This window comes from Mesorhizobium sp. C372A (genome assembly GCF_030323245.1).
In the GTDB taxonomy this organism is placed as follows: Bacteria; Pseudomonadota; Alphaproteobacteria; order Rhizobiales; family Rhizobiaceae; genus Mesorhizobium.
Genome location: NZ_CP100475.1, coordinates 4738558 through 4757078, shown reverse-complemented (window position 1 = coordinate 4757078; position 18521 = coordinate 4738558). Strand labels below are relative to the sequence as shown.

Here is an 18521-nt window from a genome sequence, read left to right as displayed (position 1 = left end):
TTGGTTAATGCTTGGTGACCGCGAGAGGGCGTTCACTTGCTTGAGGCGGGTGCTTCATTCTCTTTTTTGGCCGCAAACGAGGTCAGCGCCGACAGGAAATCGCCCATACCCGGCCGCCTGCCGGCAATGAAGGGCAGGGGCCGCGCCGTCTCCATGGCAGCAATGCCGATACGCGCCGTCATCATGCCGTTGACCACGCCTTCGCCGAGTTTCGCCGAAAGCCGTGCGGCAAGGCCATGCCCGACGATCTGCTGGACAAAGCTGTCGCCGACGGCGATCGAGCCGGTCACCGCCAGATGGGCAAGAACGCTGCGCGCCAGCCGGAAAAAGCCCAGCGTGCCCGGCCTGCCGCCGTAGAGTTCGGACAAGCGGCGGATCAGGCGCCCGGCCTCGAACACGACATAGGCAACGTCTACGAGTGCGCGGGGGCTGACGGCGGTGACCAGCGACACGCGTTTGGCTGCTTCGAGGATCATCACCTTGGCTCTCGCATCGAGCGGCCCGAGAATCTCGGTCTCGGCCAGTCGCACCAGATTGCCGCCGTCGATGATCTCGCCGCGCAATTCGGCCAGGGAGCGCCTGCCGGCCGCGGTTTCGGGTTTCGCAGCGACAAAGGCCGAAAGCTCTTCGACGACGGCCCTTGCAGCCTTCGGATCGTCGCGCGCCACGGCATCGAGCGCCCGCTTTTGCAGTTTTTCGACCTCGGCCAGCCGGGCAATAGCCAGGAATTCCCGCACCAGCACGACAGCGAGCGCCAACACGGCAATTGCGGCCATTCCCGCTGCCAGCCACCCCAGCCACTCTGCGCGCTCGAACAGGTCGCGGATGAGTTGGTCGGTCCACAGGCCGACGGCGAGCGAAACCAGCACGCCGACCGCGCCGAAAAACAGGCTGGCAAACAGCGAGCGCCTGCGCGGCGCGGTCGCCGGCGGCGGTTCGGCGGCGACAATGTCGGGTTCGTCGAAGACATCGATCTCGGCCGGCACGACGACGGCGCGCGACTTGCGTGCCGGCGGCTCGGCATGGGGGCGGCGCGTTTCCTGCTTCGGTTCGGCCTCCGGCTCGATGCGGAAAGCTGCCGGTCTGCGGGGCGCGGTCATGCCAGATGGTCTCCGATCAGGAACTGCAAGGCGCGGTCGAGCCTGATATGCGGCAGCGACAGCGTGACGCCTTCGGCGGTGCGTTCGAGCTTTGGCGGGCGAAAGCGCACGAAACGGATCGCCGGATCGTCGCTGCTCTGCCGGTGGTCGGCTTCGGAAACGTCGAAAACCGCGTCAATTTTCTCCGGCAAGTCCCCGGGAAATATGGCGGTTTCGGCTTTACCATCAAAGGTTTCGCCGTTGATCTTCTCGCCCTTCAGCGGCGTGCCGATGATCACCGGCAGGGTTTCGCGGCCTTGCTTGACCGTGCCTTCGCGCGTCGCGCGCACCGCCGCCATGGCGACCACGTCGACATCGGCGCCGGTGAAATTTGCCCGCGCCACGGCGCGGTCGGCAAGCCGCCGCACGATTGCCTGCAGCCGGTCATGGCTTTCGTGATGCAAATGGTCGGCCTTGGTCGCGGCAACCAGGATGCGGTCGATGCGGCGTGAAAACAGGTCGGTGAGGAAATTGCCTCGGCCAGGACGGAAACAGGAGAGGATTTCGGTCACCGCGCGTTCCAGGTCGGCCATCGCGCCGGGGCCGGCGTTCAGCGCCTGCATGGCGTCGATCACCACGATCTGGCGGTCGAGGCGGGTGATGTGTTCGCGGAAGAACGGTTTCACCACATGCGTCTTGTAGGCCTCGTAGCGGCGCTCCATCATCGCTTGCAGCGAGCCGGACCGCGGCCGTTTCTCACCCTTGAGCAGCAAGGGCGCGAAGGTCAGCGCCGGCGATCCCTCGAGGTCGCCAGGCATCAGGAAACGGCCGGGCGGCAAGGTCGAAAGCGCCCGCTCGTCGAGCTTGCAGGCCTTGAGGTAGGCGGCAAAACTCTCGGCGAGGCGCCGCGCCGTCATCTCGTCGGCGTCGGCAATGGGTTCGATCCTCGCCGACAGCGTCCGCCAGTCCTGCGACACGTCGGCCCGCACCGGCAGCATCGCCATCTCGAACGCCTCGCGCGAAAAATCTGCGAAGGATTTGCCGAGCAGCGGCAGGTCGAGCAGCCATTCGCCGGGGTAGTCGACGATGTCGACCGACAATCGGCCGCTGGAAAACATCCGGTTCCAACCGGAGGCAGACTCATATTCGATGGTGAGCCTGAGTTCCGAAATGGCGCGCGTCGAGTCCGGCCAGGTGCGGTCGTTGACCAGGGCGGAGATATGGTCCTCGTACTGAAAACGCGGCACGGCATCGTCCGGCTGTTCCTCGAGGAAGGCGCGCGCGATCCGTCCCGACTTCTGCGCCTCGAACAGCGGCAGGCGCCCGCCATGGATGAGATTGTGGACGAGAGCCGAGATGAACACCGTCTTGCCGGCCCGGGACAGGCCGGTGACGCCCAGCCGAAGCGACGGCGAAAAAAGCCCGCTCGCACGCCCCGACAGCGTATCCAGGGCAATTCTCGCTTCGTCGGTGAAAGTGGTCAGCGATGATGCCAAAATCTGTTCTCTCAGGCGTGCTCTTGCGCCCGATATAGGCTTTGCGGTTCAAGTTTGAAATGGCGCCCGGCCTCGGCCGGCTCGGCTCAGAGATCGACGGGCGTCAGGAAGGCTTCGAGGTAGCCCGCGCCTTGCGCAGCCTCCGTGAGGGTGCCCTCGAAGCGCACGACCGCAAGGCCGGAGGTCGGGAAACCATGGTTCATGATGGCCCGAGCAGCCTCGTCGCCGTCGCCCGAGACCGCCATGGCAAGGTCTTCCGTCATCGGATTGTGGCCGATGACCAGCAGCGAGCCGGGGCCGCCATTGCTGCGGATGATGGCGAGGTAGCCGGCGGCATCCTCGCTGTAGAGCGTGTCGAAGAACAGCACCCGGCCGGTATCGGTGTGGCCGGCGATGCCTTCCAGCGTCTGGCGCGCCCGCTTGGCGTTGGAGCAGAGCGTGATATCGGGGATGTAGTTGCGGGCACGCATCGCCGTCCCCATCATTTCGGCATCGGCAATGCCGGATGCGTCGAGCGGGCGATCGAAGTCGCGCACGCCGGGCAGGGCCCAGCCAGCCTTTGCATGCCTCAACAGATACAGTCTGCTCACCGGACCCCCAATGGTGTGCTGCCCACCAATGACACAACTGGATTAGCCACGAGAAAGGCCTGAGGCACAATGGGCGGCGACGCCCAAGCGCAGCGAATCATGTGCGAATTCGCCCGCGCCCTTGCTGTGGAAGGCTTTGCTACGGATCGCCCGCACGGCATTAACAATTGCGTGAAACGCGCGCGGATTACGCTTGTGCAGCCTTCTCTGCACGAATATATAGGCGCCAAATTTGGGGTTGTTGGGTGAGTCGAATGAACGATATCGTTACAGCCAATTACGTACCCTCCGAAGACGAGCCGTTCATGAACGAACGGCAGAAATCCTACTTTCGCCTGAAGCTCGTCACCTGGAAGACCGACATACTGCGCGAAGCGCGCGAAACTCTCGAAATCCTGCAGCAGGAAAACGCCAACCATCCCGATCTCGCCGATCGTGCTTCCTCGGAAACCGACCGCGCCATCGAGCTTCGGGCCCGCGACCGCCAGCGCAAGCTCATTTCAAAGATCGATTCGGCGCTGCAGCGCATCGATGAAGGCACATACGGCTATTGCGAGGAAACCGGCGAGCCGATCGCGCTGAAGCGTCTCGACGCGCGTCCGATCGCGACCTTGTCGATCGAAGCGCAGGAGCGCCACGAACGCCGCGAGAAGGTCTATCGCGACGATTGAGCCGCTGCCGTCAGGCAGGACTGTTTCATCGAAATGGCCGGGTTTCCCGGCCATTTGTGTTTTTAGCGAAGGGTTTAATCGCACGAAGTTAAAGCGCGTCGCGCTGAACGGATTTGTGCGACACGCTTAAGCGGCGTTCGATCGGGAATCGGCAAGATGTGACGGTTCGCCGGGCTTTATCGTTTCTGGCTGGCGAGTTCGCCGAGCAGCTTGGTCATCTCGTCGTCGAGAGACTGCGGTGCCTTCGCAGCCGGCTTGCTTGCCGGTTTGGGGTGCGAATCGTCGAGCGAGACCTCGAGCTCCCGCATCAGGGTATCGTCGATGGACTCATGCTTCGGTGGCGGGGCCTGCCGGGCAGTATTGGCGGCGGAGCCATAGGCCGGCAGCGGTGTCACATTGCTCGCCTGGTAGATTTGAGCCGGTTTCGGCGCCGGCGCGGCCTGGCGCGGCGGAACGGCGGCCGGAGCAGCCCTTACCGGTTGCGGCGGCGGCGCCTGCCTTGCGGGCGTGGCCGGAGCGGGTTGTGCTGCGCGCGGACGCGGCGCCTGTTGCTGCTGGCCAACACCGCCATCGCCGGTCAATGCCGGACGGCGTGGCGCTGCAAGCCTGATATCGCGCTCGACGACAACGTCGGTTGGGCCGCCGATCAAAAGCAGGTGTTCGATGTCGTCGCGACGGATGAGCACCAGCCGGCGGTGGCTGTCGACTGCCGTGGCGTCCATGACCGCCAGCCGTGTCTTGCGGTTCCTGCCGCCGGCAACGAAGGTGCCGAAGGTCAGGTTGCGGATCAGCCTGATGATGATGAGCACGATGACCAGCAGGACAAGGGCAGCAAACGTCCACAGCAGCGCTGCGGCATATCCGGGACCCGCCACATTATCCAGCCACTGCATCGGTGCCCCCAATCGGCTTTTGAAGTGGAGGGACACTAGACCGTTGCGGCCAGCCACCGCAAGTTGCCTTCACGCTTCGTGAACAGCTTGAAAACACCGACGCGTCATTTTTATCCGACATTTGCCGCCAAGGCCTTTTCCGGATTAGGAGAATGTGATTCAACCGGCCGGGGGCGGTGTCGGACAACTCACGAGCAGGGGGCATATGGCCAGGGAAACGCGCGGCGATTTCTATCCGGTACCGATCGTCGATCAGAACACGCGGCCAGGCGCGGTTACCCGGCTCATCGTGTTCATCATCGTCCTGACTGGGGCCGCGATCGTTTTCGGCATTTTCCGCGAGCGTCTTGGCGATCCGTTCCTGCTCGGCATGCTGGGCGTGCTTGCCATGATCGGCGTCGGCTTCCTGTTCGCCACGGCCATCGGCTTCGTGCAGATCGCGCCGCGTTCGACCGGGGACGAACTGTCGAAGGCCTTCGTCGATTCGATGTCGCAGGGCCTGATCGTCACCGACACCAAGGGCCGCGTCGTCTACGCCAACCGGGCCTACGCCGAGATGACCGGTGCTGCGTCGGCCGCCGATCTGAAGACGGTCGAAGGCCTGCTTTCCGATGTCCCCGAAGCTTCGGTGACCATATACCGGCTGGCCTCGGGCTTGCGCGATGGCCAGGCCGGCGACGGTGAGTTCCGGCTAGCACAGTCGATCCGGCCGGGCGCCGAGCCCGGCGCGCGCTGGTACCGGGCGCGGGCCCGGACCTTCAGCGTTCCCGGTCAGCGCCTGCCGATGCTTGCCTGGCAGCTTGCCGATATCTCGCAGGAACGGGCCGAGCAGGAGCGTTTCTTCCTCGACTTGCAGAAGGCCATCGACCATCTCGACCATGCGCCGGCCGGTTTCTTCTCGGCCGACCAGGAAGGCCGTGTCACCTACATCAACGCCACGCTCGCCGAATGGCTGGGCATCGATCTGGCGAGCTTCACCCCTGGCGCCGTGACACTCCCGGAAATCGTCGCCGGCGACGGCATGGCGCTGGTGCGCTCGGTCAAGGCCGATCCCGGCACCACCCGCAACGCCGTCATCGATCTCGATCTTACGACGACGACCGGCGAGGCGCTGCCGGTGCGCTTCATGCATCGGGTCTCGGCCAGCCGCGAGGGGACCAACGGTCCCACCCGCACCATCGTGCTCAACCGCACGCAGGGCGAGGACGCATCGGCCGATCTTCGGGCTTCGGAGGTACGCTTCACTCGCTTCTTCAATTCGACGCCGATGGCCATTGCCGCCGTCGACAATGGCGGCCGCATCCTGCGCACCAATGCGCCGTTCCTGTCGCTGTTTTCCTCCGTCGTCGACGGCGACGCGGTCGACCGCCGCGTGCGGCTGGACACCGTGATCCACGAGCGCGACCGGCCGGCCTTTGCCGCCGCCTTCGAGAAGGCGCGGCTGAGGCAGGCCGACATCGACCCGATCGACACGCTGCTGCCCGGCAATGAGGAGCGTCACATCCGCTTCTACGTCAACGCCGTCGCCGACGGCACCGGCGAGGGCGCCGAGGAATCGGCTATCGTCTATGCCGTCGAGACCACCGAGCAGAAGGCGCTCGAGGGCCAGATGGCGCAGAGCCAGAAGATGCAGGCGGTCGGACAGCTCGCCGGCGGCATCGCCCACGACTTCAACAATGTGCTGACCGCCATCATCATGGCGTCGGATCTTTTGCTGACCAATCACCGGCCGTCGGACCCGTCCTTCCCCGACATCATGAACATCAAGCAGAATGCCAACCGGGCGGCCTCGCTGGTGCGGCAGTTGCTCGCCTTCTCGCGCAAGCAGACATTGCGGCCGGAAGTGCTGAACCTGACCGACGTGCTTGCCGATCTCCGGATGCTGCTTGCCCGCCTGGTTGGCAACGAGATCAAGCTGAAGGTCGACCACGGCCGCGATTTGTGGCCGGTCAAGGTCGATATCGGCCAGTTCGAGCAGGTGGTGGTCAACCTGGCCGTCAACGCGCGCGACGCCATGCCGGCCGGCGGCGACCTCACCGTACGCACCCGCAACGTCACCGCCGAACAATGCAAGAGCTTCTCCTACCGCGAGCTCACGCCTGCCGACTATGTCGTGGTCGAGGTCGAGGATAGCGGCTCGGGCATTGCCCCGGACGTGCTGAAGAAGATTTTTGAGCCGTTCTTCACCACCAAGGAAGTCGGCAAAGGCACCGGCCTTGGCCTGTCGATGGTTTATGGCATCATCAAGCAGACCGGCGGTTTCATCTTCTGCGATTCCGAAGTCGGCAAGGGCTCGACCTTCCGCATCTTCCTGCCGCGCCATATCGTGGAGGCGAAGAAGCCCGGCGACGTCAGCGAGGCGCCGGTTGCGCCCGTCAAAGCCGCCGACAGCGCCAAGGACCTGTCGGGCTCGGCCACTGTGCTCCTCGTCGAGGACGAAGACGCCGTGCGCATGGGCGGCTCGCGGGCGCTGACCTCGCGCGGCTATACCGTCCATGAGGCCTCCTCGGGCGTCGAGGCGCTGGAAGTCTTCGAGGCGCTCGGCGGCAAAGTCGATATCGTCGTGTCCGACGTGGTGATGCCGGAAATGGACGGACCGACGCTGCTCGGCGAACTGCGCAAGCGCCAGCCCGACATCAAGTTCGTCTTCGTGTCTGGCTATGCCGAAGACGCTTTCGCCAGAAACCTGCCGCCGGACGCGCAATTCGGCTTCCTGCCGAAGCCGTTCTCCCTCAAGCAACTGGCCACCGTGGTCAAGGATGTATTGGAGTCCTAGGGCGCCCTAATTCAAAGCTTGCGCAATGACGTGACACTGCCATGATTGCAGGCGAAACGGGCGGCGGGTTTTGGGGAGCATGTCGTGACGCCGCACAACGAGGCTGCCAGGGGCGACTATGCCGCAACGGTGCTGTTGCCGGGCGATCCGCAACGCGCCGAGTGGATGGCAAAGACATTTCTTGAGGCGCCGCGCTGCGTCAACCGCCGCCGGGGCGCACTCGGCTTCACCGGTCTCTATCGCGGCCGTCCCATCAGCATCCAGGCCACCGGCATCGGTGTCCCGTCCTTCCTGGTCTATGCGCATGAACTCCTGGATGTTCACGGCGTAAAAACGCTGATCCGCACAGGCACCTGCGGCGGCCTGACACCCCGCGTGCCGCTGCGCTCCTTGGTGATCTCGCAGTCGGTGCGCGCCGAAAGCGACCAAAGCGGCCAGGTCTTCGGCCTCTACGATGCTGCCGCCGGGCCCGATCCCGGCCTGTTCGCCCACGCTTTGGCCTGCGCCGCCCAGCTCGGCATCGACCACCAGGCCGGGCTGACCATCTGCAGCGATGTCTTCTACCACCCTGAAGGGCGCGACCGCTTTGCCGAAGCGCAGGCGCTTGGCGCTCTCGCTGTCGATATGGAAACCAGCGCACTCTACCGAATCGCGGCGCATTTCGGCGTCCGCGCGCTGTCGCTGCTGACCGTCGTCGACAACATCGTGACCGGCGAACAGACTGCCTATTCCGAACGTCAGGCGCTGTTCACCGATATGGCGCGGCTCGGGCTCGACGTTGCGGCGGAAGGCTAGCTTCCTCAGGCCGCTTCGCGCTTCGGCGTCAGCTCATCCATGTCTGGCCGGTGACCGCGCAGATAGAGCGCGCAGGTGGTACGCAGCATCGACGCGAAGTTGGGAATGGCGCCGTTGATCTCGATCGCCTCGTCATAGAGTTTTGAGATGAACTTCGGCGTCGTCAGGCCTTGGCTGTCGGCAATTTCGTCAAGCAGCGCCCAGAACGTTCCTTCAAGCTGGATACTCGTAGAGTGACCGTCGATGCGGATCGACCGGTTGATCTGTCGATAGCCTTCCGGATCCTGCCCGGCAAAAACCCTGCACATCCTTACCTCCCGATATTGTTGGGTTTGGGCGCAGCGTGTCGCGCCTTCAAGTTGTCGTTGTCCCTGCATGTTCGGCCTTGTGGGCCGAATCGGCAATCGGACTTTCGTCTTTAGGCGCTGGCATAGCAGCGATTGCAAATTTAGCCGTGGTAACCGGCTGCCACCACCTTTCGCGCGTGCCGCCCATAATCGCCTCCAACATGCAGCGGCGGAGACTGATTTGGCGAAGGCAATCCATTCCATGATCCGGGTTCTCCAAGAGGCCAGATCCGTCGATTTCTACAGAAACGCTTTCGGGCTCGACGTCGCCGACAGGCTGGATTTCGAGACATTCACGCTGATTTACCTTGCCAACGCCGAAACGGGGTTCGAGCTCGAACTCACCGTGAACAAGGGCCGCACCGAGCCTTATGGGCTTGGCGACGGTTACGGCCATCTGGCGGTCTCGGTGTCCGATCTCGACAGCGAACACGACCGGATCGGCGCGCTCGGCCTCAACCCCAAGAAGATCGTCGAATTCAACCGCGACGGATCGCTGATCGCCCGCTTTTTCTTCATCGAGGACCCCGACGGCTACAAGATCGAGGTTCTGCAGCGTGGAGGGCGCTTCCAGTAGGGGATTATCAGCCGCATTCAGCCGCGCGGCGCCAGCAACGGCGCTGTTCAAGGGCGCAAACAGCAAGCAGGGAGGAACAAATGGTCACGATCTATGACGCGAGGCTCTCACGTCGTGAACTTCTCAAACGCGGCGGCATCGGCGCGTTGCTCGTCATTTCCGGCAGCGCCGTCATCAGCCCTGAAAATGCCTGGGGGCTCGAGACATCGGCGCTCAAGCCCGAAACCATGGCGACGCTGATCCAGATGGCGCGCGACATCTATCCGCACGATCAGGTGCCCGACAAATACTACGCCATCGCCGTAAAAGGCCATGACGAGCAGGCCGGCAAGGACGCTGCCTACAAGACGATGATCGAAGACGGCATCGCCGACCTCGACAAGAAGTCGGGCGAGGGCGGCTATCGCGGCCTCGGCTGGGAGGAGCAGCGCGTCGCCGTGCTGCAGCAGATCGACGCGACGCCGTTCTTCCAGTCCATCCGCGGCGGCCTCGTCGTCAGCCTCTACAACCAGCAGGAGGTGTGGCCGATCTTCGGCTACGAGGGCGAATCCTACTCCAAGGGCGGCTACATCGCGCGCGGTTTCGACGACATAGAGTGGCTCTGAGCCCTTCCGTCGTTCTGAAACCCGGCAAACAGGAATTCATGGGAGGAAACCATGGCAGCTTCATTTGATCTCAACAACGATGGCGTGGTCGTGATCGTCGGCTCCGGCGCCGGCGGCGGCACGCTCGGCAACGAACTCGCCCAGAAAGGCGTCGATGTCGTCATCCTCGAGGCCGGCGCGCGCCACGAATACGAGGATTTCATCAATGATGAGTGGGGTTCCTTCAGCCAACTCGCCTGGACGGACAAGCGCACGACGTCCGGCGACTGGCGGGTGTCGAAGGATTTCCCCAATTTGCCGGCCTGGATAGTCAAATCGGTCGGCGGCTCGACCACGCACTGGGCCGGCGCCTCGCTGCGCTTCCAGGAGCATGAGTTCAAGACGCTCTCGACCTACGGCAAGCTGGAAGGCGCCAACCTGCTGGACTGGCCGGTCACATTGGCCGAGATGGAGCCGTACTACGCCAAGGCGGAAGCCAAGATGGGCGTCACCGGCACCAATGGCTGGCCGCGGCTGCCCGGCAACAACAATTTCAAGGTGCTCAAGGCCGGCGCCGACAAGCTCGGCTACAAGGAATGTCATACCGGCAACATGGCAATCAATTCGGTCGAGCGTGATGACCGGAACTCCTGCCAACAGACCGGCTTCTGCTTCCAGGGCTGCAAATGGGGCGCCAAATGGTCGACGCTCTATACCGAGATCCCCAAGGGCGAGGCCTCCGGCCATCTCGAAGTCCGGCCGAATGCCATGGCGATCAAGATCAACCACGACGCCTCAGGCAAGGTGACCGGCGTCGTCTATGCCGACAAGGACGGCAAGCTGCAGGAACAGAAGGCCCGCATTGTCGCCGTCGCCGGCAACTCGATCGAAAGCCCGCGCCTGCTGCTAAACTCCGAGTCAGCGAAGTTTCCGCAAGGGCTTGCCAATTCGTCGGGGCAGGTCGGCAAGAACTACATGCGCCACACCACCGGTTCGGTCTACGCCATCTTCGACCAACCGGTGCATATGTATCGCGGCACCACCATGGCCGGCATTATCCGCGACGAGGCGCGGCACGATCCCTCACGCGGCTTTGTCGGCGGCTATGAATTCGAGACGCTGTCGCTCGGCTTGCCCTTCATGGCCGCCTTCCTCAATCCCGGCGGCTGGGGCCGTTCCTTCACCACCGCGCTCGACCACTATGATCACATGGCTGGCCTGTGGATCGTCGGCGAGGACATGCCGCGCGCGGAAAACCGCGTCACGCTGCACAAGGACGAGAAGGACGCGCACGGCATGCCGATCGCCGACGTGCATTTCGATGATCATCCCAACGACACGGCGATGCGCAACCATGCCTACAAGCAGGCCACAGCGCTTTATGATGCGGTCGGCGCGACGCGCTCCTTCCCGACGCCGCCCTATCCCTCAACCCACAATCTCGGCACCAACCGGATGAGTGAAAAGGCGGAAGACGGCGTCGTCAACAAGCACGGCCAGGCGCACGACATCAAAAACCTGTTCGTGTCGGACGGCAGCCAGTTCACCACCGGTGCGGCTGAAAATCCGACGCTGACGATCGTGTCGCTGGCTATCCGCCAGGCCGAATACATCGCTTCGCAAATGTCGGCCAAGACGATCTGAGCCGTCCTCCCGGATCGCTACGCGGAACGCGCATGGCGCGTTCCGCCCTTTTCCCTAGGACACTATGCGCCGACCGGCTGTCCGTCCTTGCGGCGGATGGCGACGACGGACGGCCGCGGCAATTGGCCATCCCTGAAGTCGGGCCACAGCGTCTGCGCCTTGTCGAGCGTCTCTGCATCTTCCGCAGGGTGCTGCACCGACAGGAACAAAGTCGAGCCGTCCGGCGTGAAGCACGGGCCGGTCGCTTCGGCGCCGTGCGGGCAGGTGAACAGCAGCTTCGGCAGGCCGCGCGCCGCACCTTCGGTGTCGACGCCATAGACGCCGTCCGGCAGGTCGAAATCATTGGCGCCGTCCGTCGCCACCCACAGCCGCCCGGCCGGATCGAAGGTGATGTTGTCGGGGCAGACGAACCAGCCATTGTCCGACGTATCCGGATGGAAGGTGGCGCCGACCTTGGCATCCCTGGGATTGCCGCAGAGCACGAACAGGTCCCAGGCATAGTTTTCGGCCGTGTGGTCGGCGTCCGCGCCGCGGCCGCCGGGCGGGATCAGTTCGACAATATGGCCCCAGAGATTTTCCGGCCGCGTGTTGGCCGGATTGACCTTTGACTGGTCGCGCTTCTTGTTCTTGGTCATCACCGCATAGACGCGGCCGGTCACCGGATTGGTCTCGATGTCCTCGGGCCGGTCCATCGGCGTGGCGCCGAGCGCATCTGCCGCAAACCGCGTCTTCAACAGCACCTCGGCCTGGTCGGCAAAACCGTTCTCGACGGTAAGCTTGCCCTGGCCGTGCACCAACGGCAGCCACGTCATCGAGCCATCGGCATCGAAGCGGGCGACCGACAGCACGCCATCGTCGAGCAGATCGGCGCCGGAGGCCGGGTTGGCCTTGTCATAGGCCTTGGCCGAGACGAAGCGGTACATATATTCGAAATAGTCGTCGTCACCCATATAGACGACAACGCGGCCGTCCTTGTTGAGGACCACGGTCGAGGCCTCATGCGACATGCGGCCAAGTGCCGTGCGCTTCACCGGCCTGGACTGAGGATCGTAAGGGTCGATCTCGACCACCCAGTCGAAGCGGTTGGCCTCGTTCGGTTCCTTGTCGAGGTTGAAGCGGTCATGGAAGCGGCCGCGGCCATAGATGTCGGAGCCGTCGAAGCCGTAACGGTCGAGCAGGTCGGCAGTCGGCGCCTTTTTCGGGTCGCCGCCGAAAATGTCGGACACGCCTTCCTCGCAGGTCAGCACCGTACCCCAGGGGGTGAAACCGCCGCTGCAATTATAGCTGGTGCCGAGCACTTTCGTGCCAGTCGGGTCGGCCGAAGTTTTCATCAGCGCATGGCCGGCAACCGGTCCGGAAACGGTCATTTCGGTGTTGGCGGTGATGCGGCGGTTGAGCGGGCTGTCCGCCACGCTTGCCCACTTGCCGTCCTTCAATTGCACCTCGACGATCGAATGGCCCATCGCGGCCATGCCGAGATCGACCTGTTCCCTGGTCATCGTCTTGCCGGCATCGCCCTCGGTCATCCCCGGAAACATCACATTGGGCGAGATGTATTCGTTGTTGACGCAGAGCAGGCCATGATCGGAATTCACCGTGCCCTTGGGCAGCGGCATGAAGGCGATGTAGTCGCAATTGTAGCCGAAGCGCTTTTCCTGTTCCTCCGCCGCGACCTTGTTGCCGTCGAATTCGGCGAGGCCGGCTGCAAGCGGGTCGCCCCAGCGCGCGACGATGGTCGTCTCATAGCCTTCGGCGGCGGCATGGGTCTTGCCGTAGACCCGTTTCAGCTCGGGAAAGCCGAGCGTCGACTGCGCTGTGGCGGCATGCGTTTCGCCGGCAAACAAGGAGCCGACAAAGCTGCCGCCGGCAATCAGCGCGCCGGAGGCGAGGCTGCCTTTCAAAAGAGACCGGCGCGAGACGCGCTCGGCAATGATTTCGCGGATGACGGGGGAGGATGAAGACGGTGCATTGGCCATGGTGTCTGCCTCTCAGGGTGGATGTTACGGCGCACCGTTGCCCTAGTCTGCCTAGGCAACATTCACATGACATAAGAGGAAGGTTTTGCCGCAACTGGGCGCGGCACTACGCATCGCTCAGCCCTTGGTGCAGGTCGAGGCGGTGAAGGCGCCGTCGGGCTGCTTCAGAATGATGTCGAATGACGGGGCGGTCTCGCCGTCCAGTGTTGCCTGTGTCATGGAGACGGAGTTGCCACCGGTGGTATAGCCGCCCAGCGGCCCGAGCCAGGTGATCTCGCCATTGGCATTCATCTGATAGTTGTAGCCTTGCGTCGCGGTGCCGAATGTCACCGGACCACTATAGACATTGCCCTTGATAGTGATGTCGCCGAGGTTGAGGAAGGCGCCGAGCAAATAGACCTCGCAATGATAGGTGCCGTCCGGAAGCTTGCCCTCGCTGAAATCGGCGCGCGCGGCGCCGCTCGTTGCCATCAGCAGCAGGATGCCGGAAATGCATGAGGTGCGAGATGTCATGACGTCACTCTTTTGAAGGCGAGCTTGCCCTATTTTTGCGCGGTACCGCAACATTGTTAGCCCGGAACACACGGCCGGAGATCAAAAACTAGGCATTTGTCTCAATTGGGCAAAAATTAGGCAAAAGCCATGTGCGCTGCGCAAATTTGCCTCAATCAATTTTCGCCGGCTACCACTGTTTTCTCGAGGCTAATATACCAACCGGCTGATAACGCTCGGCTATTCCATCTTCGTGAGCGGCGCCTTTGCGTTTGGCACGGCAGTTGCATTGCATTATCGCGGTGCAATCAAACAGCTTGGGAGTCTTCGGTATGAGGGGTAATTTCTCCACAATAACAAAAATGTTTTCGGCCGGCGTGGTCGCCGCCGGCCTGTCGATGTCGTCTCCGGCCCAGGCCGCCGAAGACACGATCAAGGTCGGCATTCTGCATTCGCTATCGGGGACCATGGCGATTTCGGAGACGACGCTGAAAGACGCCATGCTGATGCTCATCGAAGAGCAGAATGCCAAGGGCGGTCTGCTCGGCAAGAAGCTCGAGGCGGTCGTTGTCGATCCGGCCTCCAACTGGCCGCTCTTTGCCGAAAAGGCGCGCGAGCTGATCTCGAAGGACAAGGTCGCCGCCGTGTTCGGCTGCTGGACCTCGGTGTCGCGCAAATCGGTGTTGCCGGTGTTCTCGGAACTCGACAACATCCTGTTCTACCCCGTCCAGTATGAGGGCGAGGAAAGCGAGCGCAACGTGTTCTACACAGGCGCCGCCCCGAACCAGCAGGCGATTCCCGCTGTCGATTATCTCATGAGCGAGGACGGTGGCTCGGTGAAGCGCTGGGTGCTGGAAGGCACCGACTACGTCTATCCCCGAACCACCAACAAAATCCTCGAGGCCTATCTGAAGGCCAAGGGCGTCGCCGCCGAAGACATCATGGTCAACTACACGCCGTTCGGCTTCTCCGACTGGCAGACCGAAGTCTCCGCAATCAAGAAATTCGGCTCGGCCGGCAAGAAGACCGCCGTCGTCTCGACCGTCAATGGCGACGCCAACGTTCCGTTCTACAAGGAACTCGGCAACCAGGGCATCAAGGCCGAGGACATCCCGGTCATGGCCTTTTCGGTCGGTGAGGAAGAACTGGCCGGTCTCGATACCGCGCCGCTGGTCGGCCATCTCGCTGCCTGGAACTATTTCGAGAGCGTCGACACACCCGAAAACAAGAAGTTCATCGCCGACTGGCACAAGTTCATCAAGAATGACAAGCGCACCACCAACGACCCGATGGAAGCTCACTATATCGGCTTCAACATGTGGGTGAAGGCGGTCGAAAAGGCCGGCACCACCGATCCCGACAAGGTCATCGACGCCATGGTCGGCGTGTCCGTGCCGAACCTCACCGGCGGCTATTCGACCATGATGCCGAACCATCACATCACCAAGCCGGTGCTGATCGGCGAGATCCAGGCCGACGGCCAGTTCGAGACCGTGTCGCAGACGCCCGGCCTCGTGATGGGCGACGAATGGTCCGACTATCTGCCCGATTCCAAGGACCTGATTTCGGATTGGCGCGCGCCTCTGTCCTGCGGCAACTTCAACGTTGCCACCGGCAAATGCGGCGGCAAGGGCACGAACTGATCCCTCCCGGGACCGACCGATCGTGGACGCGTCCACGATCGGTACCGCCAAGCGTCCGGGCGCTTCAGCCCGCCCGGACGCGGAATTTCCCCACAGAAGAGTATCTGAACGGATGATCCTGTTGCGCACTCTCGGCCTCATGCTGGTGTTCCTGGTGGCAAGCCTATTGCCGTCGAACGCAGCCGAAGCCGATCTGCGCGCCATCGTCGCCAAATTCGCCACGGGCACGGGCTTTGCCGCCACTGAGGCCGTCGTGCGCGAACTTGCCGCCACCGGCGATCCGCTGGTCGAGCGCCCGCTTGCAGCGCTCGCCGAAGGCAACCTTTACATCCGTAAAGCCGATTCAGCCGTCTTCGTCGGCAGTGAGGCCGCCGACAGCGTCACGCTGCTCGACCCGCTGAGTGGCGAGAAAGCCGGCGACGCCCCCAAGGCCGACATCACGAAGATCAAGGTCAACAACACGCTGCGTCGTGTCATCCGAGATGCACTGGGAACGCTGACGTTGCGCGCGAAAGATCCTTCTGTCCGCATCGCCGCCGCCGACACCATGTTCAAGACCCCCGATGCCGCCAATATCGAGCCGCTCGATGCAGCCATCGCCGCCGAGACCGACGCCAAGGTCAAGGCATTGTTCGAACAGGCGCGCGCGGCATCGGTGCTGGTCTCCGACAAGCCGGAGGCCGACAAGCTTGCCGCCATTGCCCTGATCGGCGCGCGCGGCGACCGCGACGCGGTCTCGCTGCTCACCGCGGTCGAGGCCAATGCGCAAGGCGCGGTCAAGGATGCCGCGACGGCGGCAATCGCCAGCATCAATTCGAGCCTGGCGCTGTGGGATGCCGGCCAGAACATATGGTACGGCATCTCGCTTGGCTCGGTGCTGCTGCTGGCCGCCATCGGCCTCGCCATCACCTTCGGCGTCATGGGCGTCATCAACATGGCGCATGGCGAGATGGTGATGCTCGGCGCCTACACCACCTTCGTCGTCCAGCAGGTGATCCGAACCTCGTTCCCCGGCCTGTTCGACTGGTCGCTGGTGATCGCGTTGCCGCTCGCCTTCCTGGTTGCCGCTTCCGTCGGCCTGATCATCGAGCGCGGCGTCATCCGTTTCCTCTACGGCCGGCCGCTGGAAACGCTGCTCGCAACCTGGGGCGTCTCGCTTGTCCTGCAGCAGGCGGTGCGCTCGATCTTCGGACCGACCAACCAGGAGGTCGGCAACCCCTCCTGGATGTCGGGATCGTTCGATGTCGGCCAACTCGCCGTCACCTGGAACCGCCTCTGGATCCTGGTCTTCGCGCTCACCGTCTTCGGCGTGCTGCTCTTTGTTATGAAGCGCACGCCCTGGGGCCTTCAGATGCGCGCCGTCACCGCCAACCGCCGCATGGCCGCCTCGATGGGCATCAGGACGCCTTGGGTCGATGCGCTGACCTTTGCGCTCGGCTCCGGCATTGCCGGCATTGCCGGCGTCGCGCTCAGCCAGATCGACAATGTCTCGCCCAATCTCGGCCGCGGCTACATCATCGACAGCTTCATGGTCGTGGTCTTCGGCGGCGTCGGCAATCTCTGGGGCACGCTGGTCGGCGCCTTCTCGCTCGGCATCGTCAACAAGGTTCTCGAACCCTATGCTGGCGCGGTGCTCGGCAAGATCGTCGTGCTGGTGCTGATCATCCTGTTCATCCAGAAGCGCCCGCGCGGCCTGTTCGCGCTCAAGGGCAGGGCGGTGGAAACATGATCACGGGACGCTTCTTCGCCGCGGGTGCCGACCGTCGCATCGCCATCACTATTTTCATCCTGCTGACGGCCGCCATTATCGTGCCGCTGCTCAACCTCGCAGTGTCGCCGCAAAGCGCGTTCTATATTCCGTCCTACATCGTCGCGTTGACGGGCAAGTACCTCTGCTATGCATTGCTTGCCTTGGCGCTCGATCTCGTCTGGGGCTATTGCGGCATCCTCTCGCTCGGCCATGGCGCCTTCTTCGCCCTCGGCGGCTATGCGATGGGCATGTACCTCATGCGCCAGATCGGCTCGCGCGGCGTTTACGGCAATCCGATCCTGCCCGATTTCATGGTGTTCCTGAACTACAAGGAATTGCCCTGGTTCTGGACCGGTTTCGACCACTTCTGGTTCGCCGCCATCATGGTGCTGGCGGTGCCCGGCCTGCTCGCCTTCGTCTTCGGCTGGTTCGCCTTCCGCAGCCGCGTCACCGGCGTCTATCTCTCCATCATCACCCAGGCGATGACCTACGCGCTGCTGCTCGCCTTCTTCCGCAACGACATGGGTTTCGGCGGCAACAACGGCTTGACCGATTTCAAGGATATTCTGGGCTTCAACGTGCAGGCCGACGCCACCCGCTCCGCCCTGTTTGCCGCCAGCGCCATCATACTCGCGCTCGCCGTCTTCATCACCTGGGCGATCGTCGGCTCCAAATACGGCAAGCTGCTGATGGCGGTGCGCGACGCCGAGAGCCGCACCCGCTTCCTCGGCTGGCGGGCGGAGAACGTGAAGCTGTTTGCCTTTACCGTCTCGGCTGTCATGGCCGGCATCGCCGGCGCGCTCTATGTGCCCCAGGTAGGCATCATCAATCCCGGCGAATTCGAGCCGTCCAATTCCATCGAAGTCGTGATCTGGGCAGCCGTCGGTGGGCGCGGCACCATTGTCGGCCCGATCGTCGGTGCGCTGCTCGTCAATGCCGGCAAATCCTGGTTCACCGGCCTGCTGCCGGAATTCTGGCTGTTTGCGCTCGGCGGCCTGTTCGTTGCCGTAACCCTGTTCCTGCCCAAGGGCATCGTCGGCATGTGGGATTCCTGGCGCGGTAACGCTCGGGCGATGCGGGCTGCAGCGATTGCAGAGGAAGCGGGCACAGACCCTGATGCCCCGCCGCCATCGAAGATCGTGCGCAGCGCAGCAACAACGCCCGGTGCCTGGTCCGCGTCCGGGCCTGAACCGCAGCCGGCGGAATAG

Annotated in this window: 16 protein-coding genes; 9 read left to right on the top strand and 7 right to left on the bottom strand. The window is 63.3% G+C overall.

The window, feature by feature from the left end; translation table 11 throughout:
• Positions 1–32: 32 nt before the first annotated feature.
• The 3 genes from NLY42_RS22875 to NLY42_RS22865 all read right to left on the bottom strand — a co-directional run bounded on the left by NLY42_RS22875 (position 33) and on the right by NLY42_RS22865 (position 3165).
• The gene (locus tag NLY42_RS22875) at positions 33–1100 is read right to left on the bottom strand and encodes a YcjF family protein (RefSeq protein ID WP_023754917.1); all 1068 of its coding nucleotides are present in this window, start codon (positions 1098–1100) and stop codon (positions 33–35) included.
• A complete protein-coding gene (locus tag NLY42_RS22870; RefSeq protein WP_023754916.1) occupies positions 1097–2575 on the bottom strand; it encodes a YcjX family GTP-binding protein in 1479 nt (492 codons plus the stop codon). Before NLY42_RS22870 ends, NLY42_RS22875 begins: the two co-directional genes overlap by 4 nt.
• Before the next feature lie 86 nt (positions 2576–2661).
• Complete coding sequence (locus NLY42_RS22865; protein ID WP_023754915.1) at positions 2662–3165, bottom strand: SixA phosphatase family protein; 504 nt, start codon at positions 3163–3165, stop codon at positions 2662–2664.
• Between the two features lie 254 nt (positions 3166–3419).
• Here NLY42_RS22865 and dksA point away from each other — a divergent pair, with 254 nt between their 5' ends.
• Complete coding sequence (gene dksA / locus NLY42_RS22860; protein WP_023673491.1) at positions 3420–3836, top strand: RNA polymerase-binding protein DksA; 417 nt, start codon at positions 3420–3422, stop codon at positions 3834–3836.
• A gap of 176 nt (positions 3837–4012) precedes the next feature.
• Here dksA and NLY42_RS22855 read toward each other — a convergent pair whose 3' ends face one another.
• Complete coding sequence (locus NLY42_RS22855) at positions 4013–4729, bottom strand: flagellar biosynthetic protein FliO (RefSeq protein WP_023706175.1); 717 nt, start codon at positions 4727–4729, stop codon at positions 4013–4015.
• A 205-nt stretch (positions 4730–4934) separates the two neighbouring features.
• Here NLY42_RS22855 and cckA point away from each other — a divergent pair, with 205 nt between their 5' ends.
• Together cckA and NLY42_RS22845 are read left to right on the top strand one after the other, a co-directional pair.
• Entirely contained in the window at positions 4935–7505 is a 2571-nt protein-coding gene (gene cckA, locus NLY42_RS22850) for a cell cycle histidine kinase CckA (protein ID WP_023754914.1), read from the top strand.
• A gap of 84 nt (positions 7506–7589) precedes the next feature.
• The gene (locus NLY42_RS22845; RefSeq protein ID WP_023754913.1) at positions 7590–8300 is read left to right on the top strand and encodes a purine-nucleoside phosphorylase; all 711 of its coding nucleotides are present in this window, start codon (positions 7590–7592) and stop codon (positions 8298–8300) included.
• Positions 8301–8305: 5 nt separating this feature from the next.
• Here NLY42_RS22845 and NLY42_RS22840 read toward each other — a convergent pair whose 3' ends face one another.
• Positions 8306–8608 carry a ribbon-helix-helix domain-containing protein gene (locus NLY42_RS22840; protein ID WP_023670924.1) on the bottom strand — a complete coding sequence of 101 codons (303 nt, stop codon included), beginning with the start codon at positions 8606–8608 and terminating at the stop codon, positions 8306–8308.
• Positions 8609–8828: 220 nt separating this feature from the next.
• Here NLY42_RS22840 and NLY42_RS22835 point away from each other — a divergent pair, with 220 nt between their 5' ends.
• The 3 genes from NLY42_RS22835 to NLY42_RS22825 all read left to right on the top strand — a co-directional run bounded on the left by NLY42_RS22835 (position 8829) and on the right by NLY42_RS22825 (position 11452).
• Positions 8829–9224, top strand: coding sequence for a VOC family protein (locus NLY42_RS22835; protein ID WP_023684616.1), 396 nt, complete (start codon positions 8829–8831; stop codon positions 9222–9224).
• Positions 9225–9304: 80 nt separating this feature from the next.
• Entirely contained in the window at positions 9305–9829 is a 525-nt protein-coding gene (locus NLY42_RS22830) for a twin-arginine translocation pathway signal (RefSeq protein ID WP_023688647.1), read from the top strand.
• A gap of 51 nt (positions 9830–9880) precedes the next feature.
• A complete protein-coding gene (locus NLY42_RS22825; protein WP_023754912.1) occupies positions 9881–11452 on the top strand; it encodes a GMC family oxidoreductase in 1572 nt (523 codons plus the stop codon).
• A 62-nt stretch (positions 11453–11514) separates the two neighbouring features.
• Here the strand turns inward: NLY42_RS22825 and NLY42_RS22820 are convergent, their stop codons facing one another.
• Positions 11515–13428: a PhoX family protein gene (locus tag NLY42_RS22820; RefSeq protein ID WP_023754911.1), complete on the bottom strand. Its 1914-nt coding sequence runs from the start codon at positions 13426–13428 to the stop codon at positions 11515–11517.
• 117 nt (positions 13429–13545) lie between these two features.
• Complete coding sequence (locus NLY42_RS22815; protein ID WP_023688644.1) at positions 13546–13941, bottom strand: hypothetical protein; 396 nt, start codon at positions 13939–13941, stop codon at positions 13546–13548.
• Between the two features lie 311 nt (positions 13942–14252).
• On the opposite strand from NLY42_RS22815, the gene urtA reads away from it, so the two are divergent.
• The 3 genes from urtA (at position 14253) to urtC (ending at position 18521) form a co-directional block, all read left to right on the top strand.
• The gene (urtA, locus tag NLY42_RS22810) at positions 14253–15563 is read left to right on the top strand and encodes an urea ABC transporter substrate-binding protein (protein ID WP_023688643.1); all 1311 of its coding nucleotides are present in this window, start codon (positions 14253–14255) and stop codon (positions 15561–15563) included.
• Between the two features lie 112 nt (positions 15564–15675).
• Positions 15676–17292 carry an urea ABC transporter permease subunit UrtB gene (gene urtB / locus NLY42_RS22805; protein WP_023684622.1) on the top strand — a complete coding sequence of 539 codons (1617 nt, stop codon included), beginning with the start codon at positions 15676–15678 and terminating at the stop codon, positions 17290–17292.
• Positions 17289–18521 (top strand): urea ABC transporter permease subunit UrtC, encoded by a 1233-nt coding sequence (gene urtC, locus NLY42_RS22800; protein WP_023670933.1) that lies wholly within the window; start codon positions 17289–17291, stop codon positions 18519–18521. Before urtB ends, urtC begins: the two co-directional genes overlap by 4 nt.

Excerpts from the sequence above, each read along its gene's own strand:
- NLY42_RS22875 (WP_023754917.1), bottom strand. The coding sequence starts at position 1,100 with ATGACCGCGCCCCGCAGACCGGCAGCTTTCCGCATCGAGCCGGAGGCC.
- dksA (WP_023673491.1), top strand. The coding sequence starts at position 3,420 with ATGAACGATATCGTTACAGCCAATTACGTACCCTCCGAAGACGAGCCG.
- NLY42_RS22855 (WP_023706175.1), bottom strand. The coding sequence starts at position 4,729 with ATGCAGTGGCTGGATAATGTGGCGGGTCCCGGATATGCCGCAGCGCTG.
- cckA (WP_023754914.1), top strand. The coding sequence starts at position 4,935 with ATGGCCAGGGAAACGCGCGGCGATTTCTATCCGGTACCGATCGTCGAT.
- NLY42_RS22840 (WP_023670924.1), bottom strand. The coding sequence starts at position 8,608 with ATGTGCAGGGTTTTTGCCGGGCAGGATCCGGAAGGCTATCGACAGATC.
- NLY42_RS22830 (WP_023688647.1), top strand. The coding sequence starts at position 9,305 with ATGGTCACGATCTATGACGCGAGGCTCTCACGTCGTGAACTTCTCAAA.
- NLY42_RS22825 (WP_023754912.1), top strand. The coding sequence starts at position 9,881 with ATGGCAGCTTCATTTGATCTCAACAACGATGGCGTGGTCGTGATCGTC.
- NLY42_RS22820 (WP_023754911.1), bottom strand. The coding sequence starts at position 13,428 with ATGGCCAATGCACCGTCTTCATCCTCCCCCGTCATCCGCGAAATCATT.
- NLY42_RS22815 (WP_023688644.1), bottom strand. The coding sequence starts at position 13,941 with ATGACATCTCGCACCTCATGCATTTCCGGCATCCTGCTGCTGATGGCA.
- urtA (WP_023688643.1), top strand. The coding sequence starts at position 14,253 with ATGAGGGGTAATTTCTCCACAATAACAAAAATGTTTTCGGCCGGCGTG.
- urtB (WP_023684622.1), top strand. The coding sequence starts at position 15,676 with ATGATCCTGTTGCGCACTCTCGGCCTCATGCTGGTGTTCCTGGTGGCA.
- urtC (WP_023670933.1), top strand. The coding sequence starts at position 17,289 with ATGATCACGGGACGCTTCTTCGCCGCGGGTGCCGACCGTCGCATCGCC.